The sequence below is a fragment of the Massilia sp. ST3 genome (assembly GCF_018119405.1).
Taxonomy (GTDB): Bacteria; Pseudomonadota; Gammaproteobacteria; order Burkholderiales; family Burkholderiaceae_D; genus Telluria.
The window spans coordinates 1-14,899 of the sequence record NZ_JAGPWC010000095.1 but is presented as its reverse complement, the minus strand read 5'-3'; the positions used below and the strand labels follow the sequence as shown (position 1 = coordinate 14,899).

General features: G+C 66.0%; 17 protein-coding genes and 1 pseudogene. 10 read left to right on the top strand and 8 right to left on the bottom strand.

Features of this window, described 5'->3' with window-relative positions; all coding sequences use genetic code 11:
* Nucleotides 1-461: pseudogene (locus KBW98_RS21925) on the top strand (hypothetical protein); the annotation flags it as partial.
* Between the two features lie 122 nt (nt 462-583).
* On the opposite strand, the gene KBW98_RS21920 reads toward KBW98_RS21925, so the two are convergent.
* The 3 genes from KBW98_RS21920 to KBW98_RS21910 are packed head-to-tail and all read right to left on the bottom strand — an operon-like array spanning nt 584 to nt 2,286.
* Entirely contained in the window at nt 584-1,150 is a 567-nt protein-coding gene (locus KBW98_RS21920; protein ID WP_211522298.1) for a YceI family protein, read from the bottom strand.
* A gap of 24 nt (nt 1,151-1,174) precedes the next feature.
* Entirely contained in the window at nt 1,175-1,726 is a 552-nt protein-coding gene (locus KBW98_RS21915; protein ID WP_211522297.1) for a YceI family protein, read from the bottom strand.
* The gene (locus tag KBW98_RS21910) at nt 1,723-2,286 is read right to left on the bottom strand and encodes a cytochrome b (protein WP_211522296.1); all 564 of its coding nucleotides are present in this window, start codon (nt 2,284-2,286) and stop codon (nt 1,723-1,725) included. The genes KBW98_RS21915 and KBW98_RS21910 overlap by 4 nt, the downstream gene beginning before the upstream one ends.
* A gap of 214 nt (nt 2,287-2,500) precedes the next feature.
* On the opposite strand from KBW98_RS21910, the gene KBW98_RS21905 reads away from it, so the two are divergent.
* Nucleotides 2,501-4,447: a TonB-dependent siderophore receptor gene (locus KBW98_RS21905; RefSeq protein WP_229429347.1), complete on the top strand. Its 1,947-nt coding sequence runs from the start codon at nt 2,501-2,503 to the stop codon at nt 4,445-4,447.
* A 157-nt stretch (nt 4,448-4,604) separates the two neighbouring features.
* On the opposite strand, the gene purB is transcribed toward KBW98_RS21905, so the two are convergent.
* Nucleotides 4,605-5,984 carry an adenylosuccinate lyase gene (gene purB, locus KBW98_RS21900; protein ID WP_211522294.1) on the bottom strand — a complete coding sequence of 460 codons (1,380 nt, stop codon included), beginning with the start codon at nt 5,982-5,984 and terminating at the stop codon, nt 4,605-4,607.
* Between the two features lie 146 nt (nt 5,985-6,130).
* Here purB and KBW98_RS21895 point away from each other — a divergent pair, with 146 nt between their 5' ends.
* Together KBW98_RS21895 and KBW98_RS21890 are read left to right on the top strand one after the other, a co-directional pair.
* Nucleotides 6,131-6,745, top strand: a complete 615-nt coding sequence (locus KBW98_RS21895; protein WP_211522293.1) for a glutathione S-transferase C-terminal domain-containing protein — start codon at nt 6,131-6,133, stop codon at nt 6,743-6,745.
* Nucleotides 6,745-7,689 (top strand): PfkB family carbohydrate kinase, encoded by a 945-nt coding sequence (locus KBW98_RS21890; protein WP_211522292.1) that lies wholly within the window; start codon nt 6,745-6,747, stop codon nt 7,687-7,689. Before KBW98_RS21895 ends, KBW98_RS21890 begins: the two co-directional genes overlap by 1 nt.
* A gap of 203 nt (nt 7,690-7,892) precedes the next feature.
* Here KBW98_RS21890 and bfr read toward each other — a convergent pair whose 3' ends face one another.
* Together bfr and KBW98_RS21880 are read right to left on the bottom strand one after the other, a co-directional pair.
* Nucleotides 7,893-8,366, bottom strand: coding sequence for a bacterioferritin (gene bfr / locus KBW98_RS21885; protein ID WP_211522291.1), 474 nt, complete (start codon nt 8,364-8,366; stop codon nt 7,893-7,895).
* A gap of 97 nt (nt 8,367-8,463) precedes the next feature.
* Nucleotides 8,464-8,673 (bottom strand): bacterioferritin-associated ferredoxin, encoded by a 210-nt coding sequence (locus KBW98_RS21880; protein WP_211522290.1) that lies wholly within the window; start codon nt 8,671-8,673, stop codon nt 8,464-8,466.
* A 270-nt stretch (nt 8,674-8,943) separates the two neighbouring features.
* On the opposite strand from KBW98_RS21880, the gene KBW98_RS21875 reads away from it, so the two are divergent.
* The 3 genes from KBW98_RS21875 to KBW98_RS21865 are packed head-to-tail and all read left to right on the top strand — an operon-like array spanning nt 8,944 to nt 11,333.
* Nucleotides 8,944-9,201, top strand: a complete 258-nt coding sequence (locus tag KBW98_RS21875; protein ID WP_211522289.1) for a FeoA family protein — start codon at nt 8,944-8,946, stop codon at nt 9,199-9,201.
* 3 nt (nt 9,202-9,204) lie between these two features.
* Nucleotides 9,205-11,082 carry a ferrous iron transporter B gene (locus KBW98_RS21870; protein ID WP_211522288.1) on the top strand — a complete coding sequence of 626 codons (1,878 nt, stop codon included), beginning with the start codon at nt 9,205-9,207 and terminating at the stop codon, nt 11,080-11,082.
* 2 nt (nt 11,083-11,084) lie between these two features.
* Nucleotides 11,085-11,333: a DUF6587 family protein gene (locus tag KBW98_RS21865; protein WP_211522287.1), complete on the top strand. Its 249-nt coding sequence runs from the start codon at nt 11,085-11,087 to the stop codon at nt 11,331-11,333.
* 14 nt (nt 11,334-11,347) lie between these two features.
* On the opposite strand, the gene KBW98_RS21860 is transcribed toward KBW98_RS21865, so the two are convergent.
* Together KBW98_RS21860 and KBW98_RS21855 are read right to left on the bottom strand one after the other, a co-directional pair.
* A complete protein-coding gene (locus KBW98_RS21860) occupies nt 11,348-11,734 on the bottom strand; it encodes a hypothetical protein (protein ID WP_211522286.1) in 387 nt (128 codons plus the stop codon).
* Between the two features lie 46 nt (nt 11,735-11,780).
* Nucleotides 11,781-12,680, bottom strand: coding sequence for a DUF72 domain-containing protein (locus KBW98_RS21855; protein ID WP_211522285.1), 900 nt, complete (start codon nt 12,678-12,680; stop codon nt 11,781-11,783).
* Between the two features lie 304 nt (nt 12,681-12,984).
* On the opposite strand from KBW98_RS21855, the gene KBW98_RS21850 reads away from it, so the two are divergent.
* Genes KBW98_RS21850 through KBW98_RS21840 form a run of 3 tightly spaced genes read left to right on the top strand, consistent with a single transcriptional unit; the run spans nt 12,985 to nt 14,845 of the window.
* A complete protein-coding gene (locus KBW98_RS21850) occupies nt 12,985-13,656 on the top strand; it encodes a glutathione S-transferase (RefSeq protein WP_211522284.1) in 672 nt (223 codons plus the stop codon).
* Nucleotides 13,657-13,660: 4 nt separating this feature from the next.
* Nucleotides 13,661-14,437 carry a 5'-3' exonuclease gene (locus KBW98_RS21845; RefSeq protein ID WP_211522283.1) on the top strand — a complete coding sequence of 259 codons (777 nt, stop codon included), beginning with the start codon at nt 13,661-13,663 and terminating at the stop codon, nt 14,435-14,437.
* A gap of 15 nt (nt 14,438-14,452) precedes the next feature.
* Complete coding sequence (locus KBW98_RS21840) at nt 14,453-14,845, top strand: ANTAR domain-containing response regulator (RefSeq protein WP_211522282.1); 393 nt, start codon at nt 14,453-14,455, stop codon at nt 14,843-14,845.
* Nucleotides 14,846-14,899 lie beyond the last annotated feature (54 nt).

Sequence of the window (14,899 nt, the reverse complement as noted above, 5' to 3'; positions counted from 1 at the left end):
GCGATGAGCTGCACGACCACAACCTGGCCAAGGGCGTGGGTGCGGCAGGCGGCGCGGTGGCCGGCGGCGCAACCATCGGCGCGGCGATCGGCGGCCCGGTCGGCATGGTGGCCGGCGCCGGCATCGGCGCGGCAGTGGGCGGCATGGCCGGCAAGGGCGTCGGCGGCATGGTCAACCCGCAGGCGGAAAACGAGCACTGGCGCAATTCGTACCAGACCCAGCCGTACTACACCCCGGGCTACACCTATGACGACTACGAGCCGGCCTATGCGCTGGGCTACAACAGCTACGGCAAGTATCCGGGCGACTACGACGCCAACGAGACCCACCTGGCCGGCGAATGGGACCGCGTGAAAGGCAATTCGCGCCTGAGCTGGGACCAGGCCAAGTCGGCCTCGCGCGCCGCCTGGCACAAGGTCGAACGCGCCATCCCGGGCGACGCCGACCGCGACGGCCGCTGATTCCGGCGGTGTTGCGCGCGTCGGCGGGTCTTCCCGCCGACGCGTTCAAGCGGCTGTCGTACGGCCGAAAAACAAAAGCCCCGCTGCTCACGCCGCGGGGCTTTTTCTTTGAAACCGAAAACTTACTGCTTCATCGCTTCCACCTGGATCGCCAGCTTCACTTCCGGCGAGAAACGCGGCAAGCCGAAGCTCAGGCCGAAATCGCTGCGCTGGAACTGGCCGCTCACGTCCGCGCCGCAAACTTCGCGCTTGGTGGTCTGGTTCGTGATGCACTTGAAGCGGTTGATCGTCAGGGTCAGCGGCTTGGTGACGCCGCGCAGGGTCAGCTCGCCGTCGACCGAGGCCGGTACGTCGCCATTGAACTTGACTGCCGTCGACTTGAAGGTCGCGGTCGGGAATTTGGCGGCGTCGAAAATGTCTTCCTTCTTCGCGTGCTCGTTCAGCTTGTCATGGCCGAAGTCGATGCTGTCGATGTACACGGTGATGTCGAGCGAGCCGACCTTCGCCGCGCGGTCCAGTACCACGGTGCCTTCGCTCTTGTTGAACTTGCCGCGCCAGAGCGACAGGCCGGCGTGGTCGGCCTCGAAGCTCGGATAGGTGTGGTTCGGATCGATCTTGTAGGTATCGGCCGCGAAGGCGGCGCTGGCGCCGAGGGCGGCCAGGGCCGCGATCATGCACTTCATCTTCATCTGCAACATCCCTTGGTGGTGTGATTACGGAGCCGCGGTGACGCGGAACTTGATGACAACTTCATCGGCGACCATGCTCGTGTCCTTCCACTCGCCTTCGCCGATATTGAAGGCCAGGCGCCGGATCGGCAGCTGCCCCTCGAACACGTGCTTGCCGCCTTCAAGCTTCACCGTCAGCGGAAAGCTGACGTTGGCGGCCTTGCCCTTGATGCTCAGCTTGCCCGCAACAGTGAGCTTGCCCGCGCCGGCCGGGGTAATGCTCGAGGACACGAAGCTCGCTTTCGGGAACTGGGCCGAGTTGAACCATTCCTTCTTGGCGACTTCCTTGTTCATGTCCGGATCGCCGATATCGAGGCTGGCGGTCGCGATGTCGACGCTGGCCCTGGCGGCGGCCGGCTTGGACGCGTCATAGTCGATCTGCGCGCTGAACTGCTTGAACGGCGCTTCGACCGGTACGTCCATCTGCTTGAACACGGCCGACACGCTGCTCTTGGCGGGGTCGGTCTTGAGCGGCGCGGCGCCGGCGACGGTGCTGGCGAACAGGCTGGCCAGCAGCAGGCCCTTGATCGGTTTCATTTTGACTCCTGGGGAAAACGGGAAGTGGGAACAATACGGGGAAGCATGCGCGCCATCACGCCGTCGCGGTCGACGAACTGGTGCTTGAGCGCGGCGAGCACATGCAGGCCGACGAGGCCGGCGAGCAGCATGTTGAGCCAGTAATGCAGGCTCTTGAGGATGGTTTTCAGTTCGGGATCGGGACCGATCAGCACCGGCAGCTCGACGATGCCGAAATACACGACCGGAATATTCGACGCCAGGCTGTAGAAATAGCCCGACAGCGGCACCGCGAACATCAGGACGTAGAGCAGCCAGTGCAGGCCATGGGCGGCGCCGCGCTGCCAGGCCGGCATGCTGTCGGCATAGGCGGGCGGGCGGTTCGCCAGGCGCCACAGCAGGCGCAGCGCGGCCAGGCCGAGCACGGTCACGCCGGCCCATTTGTGCCAGGAATAGTACTTGAGCTTGGTCGGCGTCAGTCCCGGGATGTCGGTCATCACCAGGCCCATGACGAAGGCGCCGATGATGAGAACGGCGAGCAGCCAGTGCAGGACGATGGCAATGGTGGTATAACGTTGCATATATTTCTTATGAGAAACTTGTTCGCGTTAGAACCAACTATACCAAAAAAGGTCTGGTGCTGCCGGCAGGCTGCTTTTTTTGCCCGGTCACACTAGCACGGTATGGCAGCGAACGCACGGCGCCGCCGGGCAGAATGTAAAATCGGGCAATGGATAATGAATTAAACATTATTGGCGAACATCTTTGTTGGCCAGGGGTAAAACGATGAGCGAGATGAGCAGGCCGTTTTACAACCACCCGCGTGCGCTGGCGATCGGGCTGGCGTGCCTGCTGGCGCTGCCGGGCCAGGCCACCGAGCGGGTCGTGGTGCAGCCCGAGGATCTGGCCGACCTGTCGATCGAGGAGCTGGCCAACATCCAGGTGACCTCGGTGTCCAAGCGCCCCGAGCGGCTGCAGGACGCCGCCGCGTCCGTGTACCTGATCACCGCCGACGATATCCGCCGTTCCGGCGCCGACACCTTGCCGGAAGTACTGCGCCTGGCGCCCAATCTCTACGTCGCGCGCACCAGCAGCTACGGCTATTCCATCAGCGCGCGCGGCATGAACACCAGCGGCAACAGCGTCTCGAACAAGCTGCTGGTCCTGATCGACGGGCGCAGCGTGTATTCGCCGCTGTTCGCCGGCGTGTTCTGGGATGCCCAGGACATCGTGTTGAGCGACATCGAGCGCATCGAGGTGGTCAGCGGGCCCGGCGGCGTGCTGTGGGGGCTGAACGCCGTCAACGCCGTCATCAACATCACCACGCGTTCCGCGCGCGACACCGGCGGCACCCTGGCGGGCGTGCGCGCCGCCACCGACGGCGCCGCCGCCACCGTACGCCACGGCCGGGCCGATGGCCAGGTGGCCTGGCGCGCCTTCGCCCAGGTCAGCGGGCGCAAGGACAGCGAGCTGGAAAGCGGCGCCCCGGTCAATGACAGCTACCGCCGCTGGCTGGCGGGTTTCCGCGCCGACTGGGAGGGCGGGAGCGACCGCATCAGCGTGCTGGGCAACCTGCTGCGCGCCCGCCTCGACCAGCCCGAACCGGGTGCGCTCACCGTCTCCGGCTTCGATCCGGACCTGGGGCGGGTGCGTTCGGACGGCGCCAACCTGAGCGTGCGCTGGAACCGCGCGCTCGCCGACGGCGGCGGCATCGGCGTCCAGGCCTATTTCGACCACACCCTGCGCGACGTGAAGCCCCTGTACGGCGAACGCCTGTACACCACCGACCTGCAGTTCCAGCACACCCTGGCGCCCAGCGGCGCGCACAGCATCGTGTGGGGGGCCAACTACCGCAACAGCCGCGACCGCATCACCAACGGCGAGATCGTCGCCTTCCTGCCCGAGCGCACCACCCAGCAATGGGCGAGCCTGTTCGTGCAGGACGAGATCGCGCTGCGCGAGAACTGGCGCCTGACCCTGGGCAACCGCTTCGAGTACAACGAATACACCGGCGTCGAGTGGCTGCCGAGCGCCCGCCTGTCGTGGCGCCTGTCGCCGCGCCACGCGTTCTGGACCGCCGCCTCGCGCACGGTGCGCGCGCCTTCGCGCCTGGACGTGGACACCTTCATCCCCGGCCGTCCGCCCTACCTCCTGCGCGGCGGCCCGCAAGTGCGCGGCGAAGTGTCCAAGGTGTTCGAACTGGGCTACCGCGGCCAGCCGGCGCCGGCCCTGTCGTATTCGGTCACGCTGTTCCACCACGACTACGACGACCTGCGCACCCAGGAGGTCGATCCGAGCGGCACCTTCCTGACCTTCGCCAGCATGATGGAAGGGCGCTCGAGCGGCATCGAGGCCTGGGGCAACTGGCAGGTGGCGCGCAACTGGCGCCTGTCGGCGGGCTGGACCGCGATGCACCAGGACCTGCGCCTCAAGCCGGGCAGCAACGACGTCAACGGGCCGCGGATGGCCGAGCGCGATCCGCGCAATACCTGGCACCTGCGTTCGGCCTATGCGATCGACGACCGGCGCGAGCTCGACCTCGCGCTGCGCCATGTCGGCGCGACCTGGGACGTGCCGGCCTATACGGCCTTCGACGCCCGTTTCGGCTGGCGCGTGCGGCCGGGGCTGGAGGTGTCGGTGTTCGGCGAGAACCTGGACGGCGGACATGCCGAATACGGTTCGGTGCTGTACCGCGCCGAGGTGGAGCGAAGGGTGGGGATGAAGGTGATGTGGCAGTATTGAGCGGTGCGTCGTGGACCGTAGGGTGGACGGCTTCGCCGTCCACGCGGTGATCGTTAACGGCTCCGTTTCCGCGGACGGGCCGGCGGACGTCGTTTGAACGCGTGGGCGGCAAAGCCGCCCACCCTACGGTGGCGTCAGCGGCAAATCAGACGATGATTTAGATCGCCGCAGCCAGCTGCGCCGCGAGACCCGTGTAATTGGCCGGCGTCATCGAGAGCAGCAAATCCTTGGCTTCCTGCGGCACCGCCAGCTTGCCGATGAACTCCTGCAGCGCTTCGCGGGTGATGCCCTTGCCGCGGGTGAGTTCCTTCAGCTGCTCGTACGGATTCTCGATGCCGTAGCGGCGCATCACGGTCTGCACCGGCTCGGCCAGCACTTCCCAGCTCGCGTCCAGGTCCGCCTCGAGGCGGGCGGCGTTCACTTCCAGCTTGTTCAGGCCGCGCAGGCAGCTGTCGTAGGCCAGCAGCGCGTAGCCGAAGCCGACGCCGATATTGCGCAGCACGGTCGAATCGGTCAGGTCGCGCTGCATGCGCGAGACCGGCAGCTTGTCGGCCATGTGGCGCAGCACCGCGTTCGCCAGGCCCAGGTTGCCTTCCGAGTTCTCGAAGTCGATCGGGTTGACCTTGTGCGGCATGGTCGACGAACCGATCTCGCCGGCCTTCAGCTTTTGCTTGAAGTAGCCCAGCGAGACGTAGGTCCAGATGTCGCGGTTCAGATCGAGCAGGATGGTGTTGGTGCGTGCGATCGCGTCGAACAGCTCGGCCATGTAGTCGTGCGGTTCGATCTGGATGGTGTAGGGATTGAAGGAGAGGCCGAGGCGGTTCTCGATCACGTCCTTCGAGAAGGCCGGCCAGTCGAAGCCGGGATAGGCCGACAGGTGGGCATTGTAGTTGCCGACCGCGCCGTTCATCTTGCCCAGGATTTCCACGTCCGCGATGCGCTTGACGGCGCGCTGCAGGCGCGCGACCACGTTGGCGAATTCCTTGCCCAGGGTGGTCGGGCTGGCGGTCTGGCCGTGGGTGCGCGACAGCATCGGCAAGGCCGCGTTGGTGTGCGCGATCTCGGTCAGCTTGGCGATGATGGTGTTCAGGGACGGCAGCAGCACGCCGTCGCGCGCGGCCTTCAGCATCATGCCGTGCGAGGTGTTGTTGATGTCTTCCGAGGTGCAGCCGAAGTGGATGAATTCGCTGGCCGCGACCAGTTCCGGCACGTCCTTGACCTGTTCCTTGAGCCAGTACTCGACCGCCTTGACGTCGTGGTTGGTGACCGCCTCGATTTCCTTGATGCGAGCGGCGTCAGCCTCGCCGAACTGCGCGGCCATCTTGTCGAGGTGAGCGTTCGCTTCCGCGGAGAAGGGCTTGATCTCGGCGAAGCCGGCTTGCGACAGGGCCTGCAACCACGCGATCTCGACCTTCACGCGGTGGTGCATGAAGCCCGCTTCCGACAGGATCGGGCGCAGCTTGTCGGTTTTGGAAGCATAGCGCCCGTCCAGGGGGGACAGGGCCGACAGGGTAGGAGAAGGAGCGGTAGAGGTCATGGCGGCGGGGAGTGTGCAAAAACGCGGATTTTACCACCGGCCGCCTGCCGCCAGCTTGCGCGCCGCGCATCCGCCATGCGGCGGGGCACAGACTTTTCGCCGGAGGGCGATGTTATACTGCTACCACTTCCATTCCCTGAACGTGTATGAAACTCATCGGTTCTGTCACCAGCCCCTTTGTCCGCAAGGTCCGTGTCGTGATGGCGGAGAAGAAGCTCGACTTCACCTTTGTCCAGGAAAACGTCTGGGCGCCCGAGACCACCATCCAGCAGACCAATCCGCTGGGCAAGGTGCCGTGCCTGGTGATGGAGGACGGCAGCACCATCTACGATTCGCGCGTGATCGCCGAATACCTCGACACCCTGACTCCCGTGTGCAAGCTGCTGCCGCCGAACGGCCGCGAGCGCGCCGAGGTCAAGGTCTGGGAAGCGCTGGCCGACGGCGTGCTCGATGCCGGCGTGCTGGTGCGCCTGGAAAAGACCCTGCGCCCCGAGCACCAGCAGAGCCAGGAATGGATCGACCGCCAGTGGACCAAGGTGCACGCCGGCCTGCGCGCGATGTCCGAGGGCCTGGGCGAGGCGCCTTTCTGCATGGGCAAGCAATACACCCTGGCCGACGTCGCCGTCGGCTGCGCGCTGGGCTGGTTCGCCTTCCGCTTCCCTGAGGTGGCCTGGCGCGACGACTACCCGAACCTGGCGCGCCTGTTCGACAAGCTGTCCGAACGTTCGTCCTTCAAGGACACCGTTCCCTTCCTCGCATAATGGGCGCCGCCGCTACCGCGTCGCCGCTCACCGCCGTCTTCGGCGAGGCCCTGGTTGACGACTTCAGCACCGAGCAGGTGGTCGGCGGTGCGCCGTTCAACGTGGCGCGCCACCTGGCCGCCTTCATGGCGCCGCAGCTGATGATCACCCGGATCGGCAACGACCGCCTGGGCCAGCTGGTGCGCGCCGAATTCGAACGCTTCGCCATGAGCGAAGCCGGCCTGCAGGTCGACGCCATGGAAGAGACCGGCCGTGTGCTGGTCGAACGCGGCGCGCGCGGCGGCCACCGTTTCACCATCCTGCCGAACCAGGCCTACGACTTCATCGAGCGCGAGCAGGCCGTGGCGGCCGTGGAGCAGGCCCAGCCCGGCATGATCTATTTCGGCACCCTGGCCCAGCGCAACGAGCATTCGCGCGCCACCCTGGCGGCCGTGCTGGACGCCAGCCGCGCGCTGCGCTTCCTCGACCTCAACCTGCGCGACGGCCAGGTCGAGGAGCGCTGCGTGACGCGCTCGCTGCAGGCGGCCCACATCGCCAAGGTCAACGAAGAGGAATTGCAGTCCCTGTTCCAGTGGTATTTCCAGATCCGTCCCGAAGATCCGCCGCTGTCGGCCGAAGAGGTGCACGCCTCCTGCCAGGCGCTGCTGCAGATGTTCTCGCTCGACGCGTTGATCGTCACCCTGGGGCACCGCGGTTCGGTCTACTTCGGCTCGGATGGGCAGGTGATCAACCACCGCGACAACCCGGCGCCGCCTTTCGTCATCGACACGGTGGGGGCGGGGGATGCGTTCTCGGCGATCTTCCTGCTGGGGCGCATCCGCGGCTGGGAGATCGGGCAGACCCTGTCGCGCGCGAACGAGTTCGCCGGGGCGATCTGCGCGATTCCGGGGGCGGTGCCGAGGGATTTGGGGTTTTACGACAAGTGGATGACGCGCTGGAGGTAGGGCGTCGTGGCCGCGGTTGGCGCTAGCGGCTGTTCATGCAAACTTGGGTTCCGGCCTTCGCCGGAACGACGGTTTTAAAGGTGGCGCATAGAACAGCGTCACCGTTCGATGACACCAGCGTCTTATGCACGTCATCCCGGCGAAGGCCGGGATCCAAGTTCGTGGCGCAGCCAATAACATCCCGTTGGCCACGCAATGAACCCTTACTCAGGATTCATCTGACTCTGCAGATAATTCTGAATCCCGATCTTGACGATCAGATCCAGCTGCGTCTCCAGCCACTCGATATGCTCCTCGGTATCCTCCAGGATCACCAGCAGCAGGTCGCGCGACACGTAATCCTGCGCCGCCTCGGCCGCGGCGATGCCTTCCTTGACCGTCACCTGGGCGCCACGCTCGAGCTTGAGGTCGCATTCGAGCATTTCCTGGGTCGACTCGCCGATCAGGATCTTGTGCAGGGCCTGCAGGTTCGGCAGGCCGTCGAGCATCAGGATGCGGTCGATCAGCTTGTCCGCATGCTTCATCTCGCCGATCGACTCGTCGTATTCCTTCTTCGCCAGGCGCTCGAAGCCCCAGTGGCGGTACATGCGCGCATGCAGGAAATACTGGTTGATCGCGGTCAGTTCGTTGGTCAGCTGTGCGTTCAGCAGACGGATGATGTTGGGATCGCCCTTCATGGAATGCCTTTGGTGATGTGATTGACCATCATCATAGCAAACCGACAGGACGGGGCGGCGAAAAAAAGCCCCGTGGGAGCGGGGCTGAGGAGAGAGATCAGGCGGCTTGCGCCACGCGGCGCAGCTCGGTCACGACCGTCTTGCTTTCCAGGTGCTCGGTCAGCACCTCGCGTGCGTAGCTCACACATTTGCCGCACATCGTGCCCACACCGAGTTCGCGGTGCAATTCGGCCACGGAAGAGATGCCGAGGTCGACCGCCTGGCGGATTTCGCGGTCGGAGATGTTGTTGCAGACGCAGACGATCATGTGAATCGGTTCCTGGCGAAGTGGTAAAAATGCTTCTTGAAAATTCGTCTATAAAATACGAATCATTCTCATTTGCGTTGCCATTTTCCGTAAACTCGACCGTCAAGGCAAGCGAAATTTTGGGGTGTCGCGCCAAAACATCTGCCTTTCTTTCATGCAATATCAACCTGCAAATAGAAATAATTCGCATTTAGGTTTATGATGCTAGTATCTGTCTCATCAGCGCATCACTATTTACTCCGTACACCGCATACCGCACCGGACGCGACCATGACTCTTGCTCCCAGCCTCACCACCCTCGACTCGCTGAAAGCGGGCCAGAGCGCCACCGTCATCCACCTGGCGCCGCACGCCCAGCAGGGTGGCGTCGACGTCCAGCGCCGCCTGATGGAACTCGGTTTCGTGCCGGGAGAGCGCATCCGTGTGCTGAAACGCGTGCTGGGCGGCCCGCTGGCCGTCAAGGTCGGCCAGTCCACCTTCGCGCTGCGCCGCTTCGAAGCGGCCCTGGTGTCGATCCAGCCGGAATAAGCAATGGGTGTCATGGAACAACAGGTGGCGTCGCGCACGCCCCTGGTCGCATTGCTCGGCAATCCCAACTGCGGCAAGACCGCCCTGTTCAACCGCCTCACCGGCGCCCGCCAGAAGGTCGCCAACTACGCGGGCGTCACCATCGAACGCAAGGAAGGCAGCTTCACCTCGCCCGCCGGCCGCGCCTTCCGTGTGCTCGACCTGCCCGGCGCCTACAGCCTGAACGCCCAGACCCCGGATGAAGTCATCACCCGCGACGTGGTGGGCGGCCTGCGTGCCGGCGAACAGACCCCCGACGCCATCCTCTGCGTCGTCAATGCGACGAACCTGCGCCTGAACCTGCGCCTGGTGCTGGAACTGCGCCGCCTCGGCCTGCCGATGGTGCTGGCGCTGAACATGGTCGACGTCGCCAAGAAGCGCGGCATCGCCATCGACACCGCGAAACTCTCGCAGGAACTGGGCATGCCCGTGGTCGAGACCGTGGCCGTGCAGGCCGGCGGCGAGCAGGCCCTGCTCGGCGCCCTCGACGCCATGCCCTTCGACGGTCCGGTCACGCCGAACCCGCTGTCCGCCATCGACGAAGTGCCGGTCGAGCAGACCCAGCGCGAAGTGCGCCGCATCCTGGGCTTGACCGTCTCTGAAGCCAACGACAAGGGCAACCTCACCGAACAGATCGACCACGTGGTGCTGCACCCGGTGGCCGGCCCGGCGATCCTGGCGGTGCTGATGTTCCTGGTGTTCCAGGCCGTGTTCACCTGGGCCGCCGCGCCCATGGACATGATCGACGCCAGCGTCGCGGCCCTCGGCCAGACGGTGGGCGGCTGGATGAGCGAAGGTCCGCTGCGCAGCCTGCTCGTGGACGGCGTCATCGCCGGCGCCGGCAGCGTGCTGGTGTTCCTGCCCCAGATTCTGATCCTGTTCTTTTTCATCCTGATCCTGGAAGACTGCGGCTACCTGCCGCGCGCCGCCTTCCTGCTCGACCGCCTGATGGGCAGCGTCGGCCTGTCGGGGCGCGCCTTCATTCCGCTGCTGTCCTCCTTCGCCTGCGCGATTCCGGGCGTGATGGCGGCGCGCACCATCCAGAACCCGCGCGACCGCCTGACCACCATCATGATCGCGCCGCTGATGACCTGCTCGGCGCGCCTGCCTGTGTATGCGCTCTTGATCGCCGCCTTCATCCCGGACCGCGAAGTGGCCGGCTTCCTGAACCTGCAGGGCCTGGTGCTGTTCGTGCTGTATTTCGCCGGCATCGTCAGTGCGATGGCCGTGGCCTGGTTCCTCAAGCGCCGCAGCAGCTACACCCAGCAGCCGCTGATGATGGAATTGCCGTCCTACCACTGGCCGCACCTGGGTACCCTGGCGATCGGCCTGTGGGAACGCGCCAAGATCTTCCTGATGCGCGTCGGCACCGTGATCCTGACCATGATGGTCCTGCTCTGGTTCCTGTCGAGCTTCCCGGGCGCGCCCGACAACGCCACCCATCCGCCGATCTACTACAGCGTGGCCGGCATGCTGGGCCGCGCCCTGGCCGTGATCCTGGAGCCGATCGGCTTCGGTTGGGAAATCGCGATCGCCCTGATCCCGGGCATGGCCGCGCGCGAAGTCGCGGTGGCCGCGCTGGGCACCGTGTACGCCCTGGCGGGCGGCGACGAAGTGGGCGACACCCTGGCGCCGATGATCGCGCAAAGCTGGTCGCTGGCCACCGGCCTGTCGCTGCTGGCCTGGTATGTGTACGCGCCGCAATGCATCGCCACCCTGGCCACGGTGCGCCGCGAAACCGGCAGCCGCCGCTACGCCTTCATCATGGCCGGCTACATGTTCGCGCTGGCCTACGCGGCCTCCTTCATCACCTACCGCGTGGCGCTCGCGCTCGGGGGCTGAGCATGCAGGAATTGGCCGCCGGCATCATCGTCGCAGTCGCCGCACTCTACCTGGGCGCGCGCTACCTGCCCGCGGCCTGGCGCCGCTGGCTGGTCCAGCGCCTGACGAAAGGCGGCATGCAGCGCTCCAGGCTGGCGCGCTGGCTCGACACCTCGGGCAGCTGCGGCGGCTGCAATACCTGCGACACCTCCACCCCCCAGCCGCCCGCCGGCAACAAGCACCGCGTCATCAAGCTGCACGAGCGCCGCTGAGCGGCGCGCCCGTTCTACTTCTTCTTGGCGTCGGTGACGACGTGCCACACGCCGCCGACGCCATCGCCGGTGCGGTCGCCTTCCTTCTTGTCCTTGATAAACGTATACAGCGGCTTGCCCTCGTGGGCGAGCTGCTTGCTGCCGTCGTCGCGCGTGATCGTGGAGTAAGGCGCTTCCATGCGCATGTCGCCCGCCGGGACCGGCGGCCAGTTCCTGGCGCACATCTCGACGCAGGCGCTCTTGCCGGCGGCGGAAGCATCCTTGTCATAGGTGTAGACAGTCATGCCCTTGGCGTCGACCAGCACGCCGTTCGCCATGCGCAAGGGAGATCCATCGGATGCCAGCGCGGGGCCGGCCAGCAGCAGGGCCATCAAGGTGGTGCCGATATGCATAGTCTTCATCGCAAGCTCCAAGAGTTGGGAAGGACAGCCGAGCCATTCTAGCGCGCTACGCGCCGCTTGAGGTATCGCTTGACGATTCCGCAACAGCCTCGATCAGGCGCCGTGCGTCGTAGGGCGCGTGCACCTTGATGTCGTTGTCGAAGTAGCAGTAGACGTCGCGCGCGGCCAGCGCCGGCGGCGGCTCGGGCGAGATCAGCCGCGCCCCGGCCGGCTGGCCGCCGTCGCGCCAGGCGCGGATGCGCGCCGCCCAGCGCTCGGTGGCCTCGTCGCCGTAGCCGCTGGCGTAGAGTTCCTTGTCGCCGTGCAGGCGCACATAGACGAAATCGGCGGTCACGTCCTCGTATTGCGGCCAGCGGCCGGCGGTATCGGCCACCACCAAGGCCACCTTATGCCGGCGCAGCATGGCGATGAAGTCCGGATCGATGAAGCTCGCGTGGCGGATCTCGACCGCATGGCGCATCGGCCGCCTGGGTCCGGCCTCCAGCCAGACCCGGCCTTCCATGCGCGGCTCGTGGCGAAGCGCCAGCGCCAGGGCGGCGTCGGTATCGCGCGGCAGCAGCGAGAGGAAGCGCTCGAAGCGTTCCGGCTCGAAGGCGAAATTGGGCGGGAACTGCCACAGGAAGGGGCCGAGCTTCTCGCGCAGCTCGAACACGCCGGAGGCCAGCACGTTCGCCAGGGGCCCCTCGATGTCGCGCAGGCGCAGCATGTGGGTCAGGAAGCGGTTGCCCTTGACCGCGAACACGAAGCCGGGCGGCGTGGCGGCGTACCAGGCGGCGTAGCTGGCCGGGCGCTGCAGCGAATAGAAGGAGCCGTTGATCTCGATGGTGGGCAGCTGGCGCGCAGCGTACTCCAGTTCGCGATGCTGGGCCAGCCCAGGAGGATAGAACTTGCCGCGCCAGGGGACGTAGCGCCAGCCGGAAATGCCGATGTAGGTTGCGCCGCTCATCGGGGAAAGATACACCGGGGAAGAGTGGGGGATCGTGCGTTGTCGCACCCAAGACCAGGAAGACCGGTAACCGTCATATCGACCTGCGGCCTCGAAACGTCATCCCGGCGAAGGCCGGGATCCAAGTTTGCTTGCATACCTGCTGCCGATGGATTCCCCGTTACGCGACGAACTTGGGTCCCGGCCTTCGCCGGGATGACGGGCGAGCGGTGCGGACTGATGCTTGGCTGTAGAGTCCACCCTCACTTTTTACAAGCACACAACAGTGTTAAGCTGTCGCCCGTCCCCACCCACGTCCACCGCCATGATCATCGTCCACCACCTGAACAACTCGCGCTCGCAGCGCATCCTGTGGCTGCTCGAAGAACTCGGCCTGGACTACGAGATCAGGAAGTACCAGCGCGACCCGAAGACCATGCTGGCCCCGCCCGAGCTCAAGGCCGTGCACCCGCTGGGGAAATCCCCCGTGATCAGCGACGGCGACACCGTGGTGGCCGAATCCGGCGCCATCGTCGAGTACCTGGTCAAGCGCTACGGCAAGGGGCGCCTGGCGCCGGCGGAGGACACGCCCGAGCGCCTGCGCTGGACCTATTTCCTGCACTTCGCCGAAGGCTCGGCCATGCCGCCGCTGCTGCTCAAGCTCATCTTCGACCGCATCGAGCACGGTCCCATGCCCTTCTTCGTGCGTCCGATCGCGGGCGCGATCGCGCGCAAGGTCAAGCAGGACTTCATCCTGCCCAACATCCGCAGCCAGCTCGACTTCCTCGAGGGCGAGTTGAACAAGTCGACCTGGTTCGCCGGCGAGGAATTCAGCGCCGCCGACATCCAGATGAGCTTTGCGCTGGAAGCATCGAGCTCGCGCGGCGGGCTGGACGGCAAGTACCCGAAGCTGGCCGCCTTCCTGGAACGCATCCACGCCCGCCCCGCCTACCAGAGCGCGCTCGAACGCGGCGGAAAGTACGAGCTAGTAAAGTAAGACCATGGCAAAGCTGCTCGCCATCGACGGCCTGAACATCGTCCGCCGCGTGTATGAAGCCAGTCCCGAACCGGATTCGGACCTGAAGGCCGGCATCGCGCTGCGCCACGCTTTCTCGTCCTTCCGCAACCTGCTGGAGGCGCACGCGCCCACCCACGTGCTGGCCGCCTTCGACTACGGCGGCGAGACCTGGCGCCACGCGCTCTACCCGCGCTACCGCGAAGGCCGCGCCGCCATGCCCGCCGAGCTGCGCGCGGCGCTGCCCGAATTCCACGAGCGCCTGCGCGCCGCCGGCCTGCACGTGCTGACGATCCCCGGGGTCGAGGCCGACGACGTGATCGGTACCGGCGTGATGCGCTGGCTGTCGGAAGGGCGGGGCGAGGCCATCGTCGCCACCACCGACAAGGACCTGCACGAGCTGATCGCGCACGGCGCACTGGTGTGGGACCACTTCAAGGGCGAGTGGCATGACGACGCCTGGGTGCGCCAGCGCTTCGGCGTCGCGCCCGAACTGCTGCACGACCTGCTGGCGCTGATGGGCGACCCGACCGACGGCGTGCCGGGCGTGTCGAAGATCGGCATGAAGACCGCCGCGCGCCTGCTCAACGCCTACGGCAGCCTGGACGCCGTGGTGGCCGGCGCCGGCATCCTCAAGACCCCGCTCGGCGAAAGGCTGCGCGCCGAGCGTGAGATACTCCAGGTCTCGCGCGAGCTGGTGCGGCTCAAGCTCGACGTCAAGCTGGGCGTCACCTGGAACATGCTGGCCTATGAATCGTTTTAGAAGGGACTGGACGCGATGCTCAAGGCATTGATCGTGGATTCGAGCGCGGTATCGCGCGGACTGCTGAACACCGTGCTGACCGACGGCGGCTACAACGTGGTCGGCCAGACCCACACCAGCGCGCAGGCTTATTTGCTCGCGCTCAGGCACCATCCCCATTTCATCTGCATCGCGCGCGAGCAGGTCGAGGACGGCAGCAACGTGGTCGAACAGCTGCGCGCCGAACTGCCCAAGACCCTGGTCTTCATCGTCTCGGGCACGCTCGACGCCCAGGCGGTGCAGGAAGCGCTGGCGCGCGGGGTGCACGGTTTCATCGTCAAGCCTTTCAAGGCCGACACCGTGCTCAAGACGATCCGCAATACGGTGGTGGCGTGGGTGAAGAAGCAGCAGGGGTCGCCTGGCGTGTAGGGTGGGGGGGGGGGGGCCCCCCCCCCGGCCCCCCCCCCCCCCCCGGGGGGGGGG

Bases quoted from the DNA above. Each gene is read 5' to 3' on its own strand.
- KBW98_RS21920 (WP_211522298.1), bottom strand. From the start codon at position 1,150: ATGAAGATGAAGTGCATGATCGCGGCCCTGGCCGCCCTCGGCGCCAGC.
- KBW98_RS21915 (WP_211522297.1), bottom strand. From the start codon at position 1,726: ATGAAACCGATCAAGGGCCTGCTGCTGGCCAGCCTGTTCGCCAGCACC.
- KBW98_RS21910 (WP_211522296.1), bottom strand. From the start codon at position 2,286: ATGCAACGTTATACCACCATTGCCATCGTCCTGCACTGGCTGCTCGCC.
- KBW98_RS21905 (WP_229429347.1), top strand. From the start codon at position 2,501: ATGAGCAGGCCGTTTTACAACCACCCGCGTGCGCTGGCGATCGGGCTG.
- purB (WP_211522294.1), bottom strand. From the start codon at position 5,984: ATGACCTCTACCGCTCCTTCTCCTACCCTGTCGGCCCTGTCCCCCCTG.
- KBW98_RS21895 (WP_211522293.1), top strand. From the start codon at position 6,131: ATGAAACTCATCGGTTCTGTCACCAGCCCCTTTGTCCGCAAGGTCCGT.
- KBW98_RS21890 (WP_211522292.1), top strand. From the start codon at position 6,745: ATGGGCGCCGCCGCTACCGCGTCGCCGCTCACCGCCGTCTTCGGCGAG.
- bfr (WP_211522291.1), bottom strand. From the start codon at position 8,366: ATGAAGGGCGATCCCAACATCATCCGTCTGCTGAACGCACAGCTGACC.
- KBW98_RS21880 (WP_211522290.1), bottom strand. From the start codon at position 8,673: ATGATCGTCTGCGTCTGCAACAACATCTCCGACCGCGAAATCCGCCAG.
- KBW98_RS21875 (WP_211522289.1), top strand. From the start codon at position 8,944: ATGACTCTTGCTCCCAGCCTCACCACCCTCGACTCGCTGAAAGCGGGC.
- KBW98_RS21870 (WP_211522288.1), top strand. From the start codon at position 9,205: ATGGGTGTCATGGAACAACAGGTGGCGTCGCGCACGCCCCTGGTCGCA.
- KBW98_RS21865 (WP_211522287.1), top strand. From the start codon at position 11,085: ATGCAGGAATTGGCCGCCGGCATCATCGTCGCAGTCGCCGCACTCTAC.
- KBW98_RS21860 (WP_211522286.1), bottom strand. From the start codon at position 11,734: ATGAAGACTATGCATATCGGCACCACCTTGATGGCCCTGCTGCTGGCC.
- KBW98_RS21855 (WP_211522285.1), bottom strand. From the start codon at position 12,680: ATGAGCGGCGCAACCTACATCGGCATTTCCGGCTGGCGCTACGTCCCC.
- KBW98_RS21850 (WP_211522284.1), top strand. From the start codon at position 12,985: ATGATCATCGTCCACCACCTGAACAACTCGCGCTCGCAGCGCATCCTG.
- KBW98_RS21845 (WP_211522283.1), top strand. From the start codon at position 13,661: ATGGCAAAGCTGCTCGCCATCGACGGCCTGAACATCGTCCGCCGCGTG.
- KBW98_RS21840 (WP_211522282.1), top strand. From the start codon at position 14,453: ATGCTCAAGGCATTGATCGTGGATTCGAGCGCGGTATCGCGCGGACTG.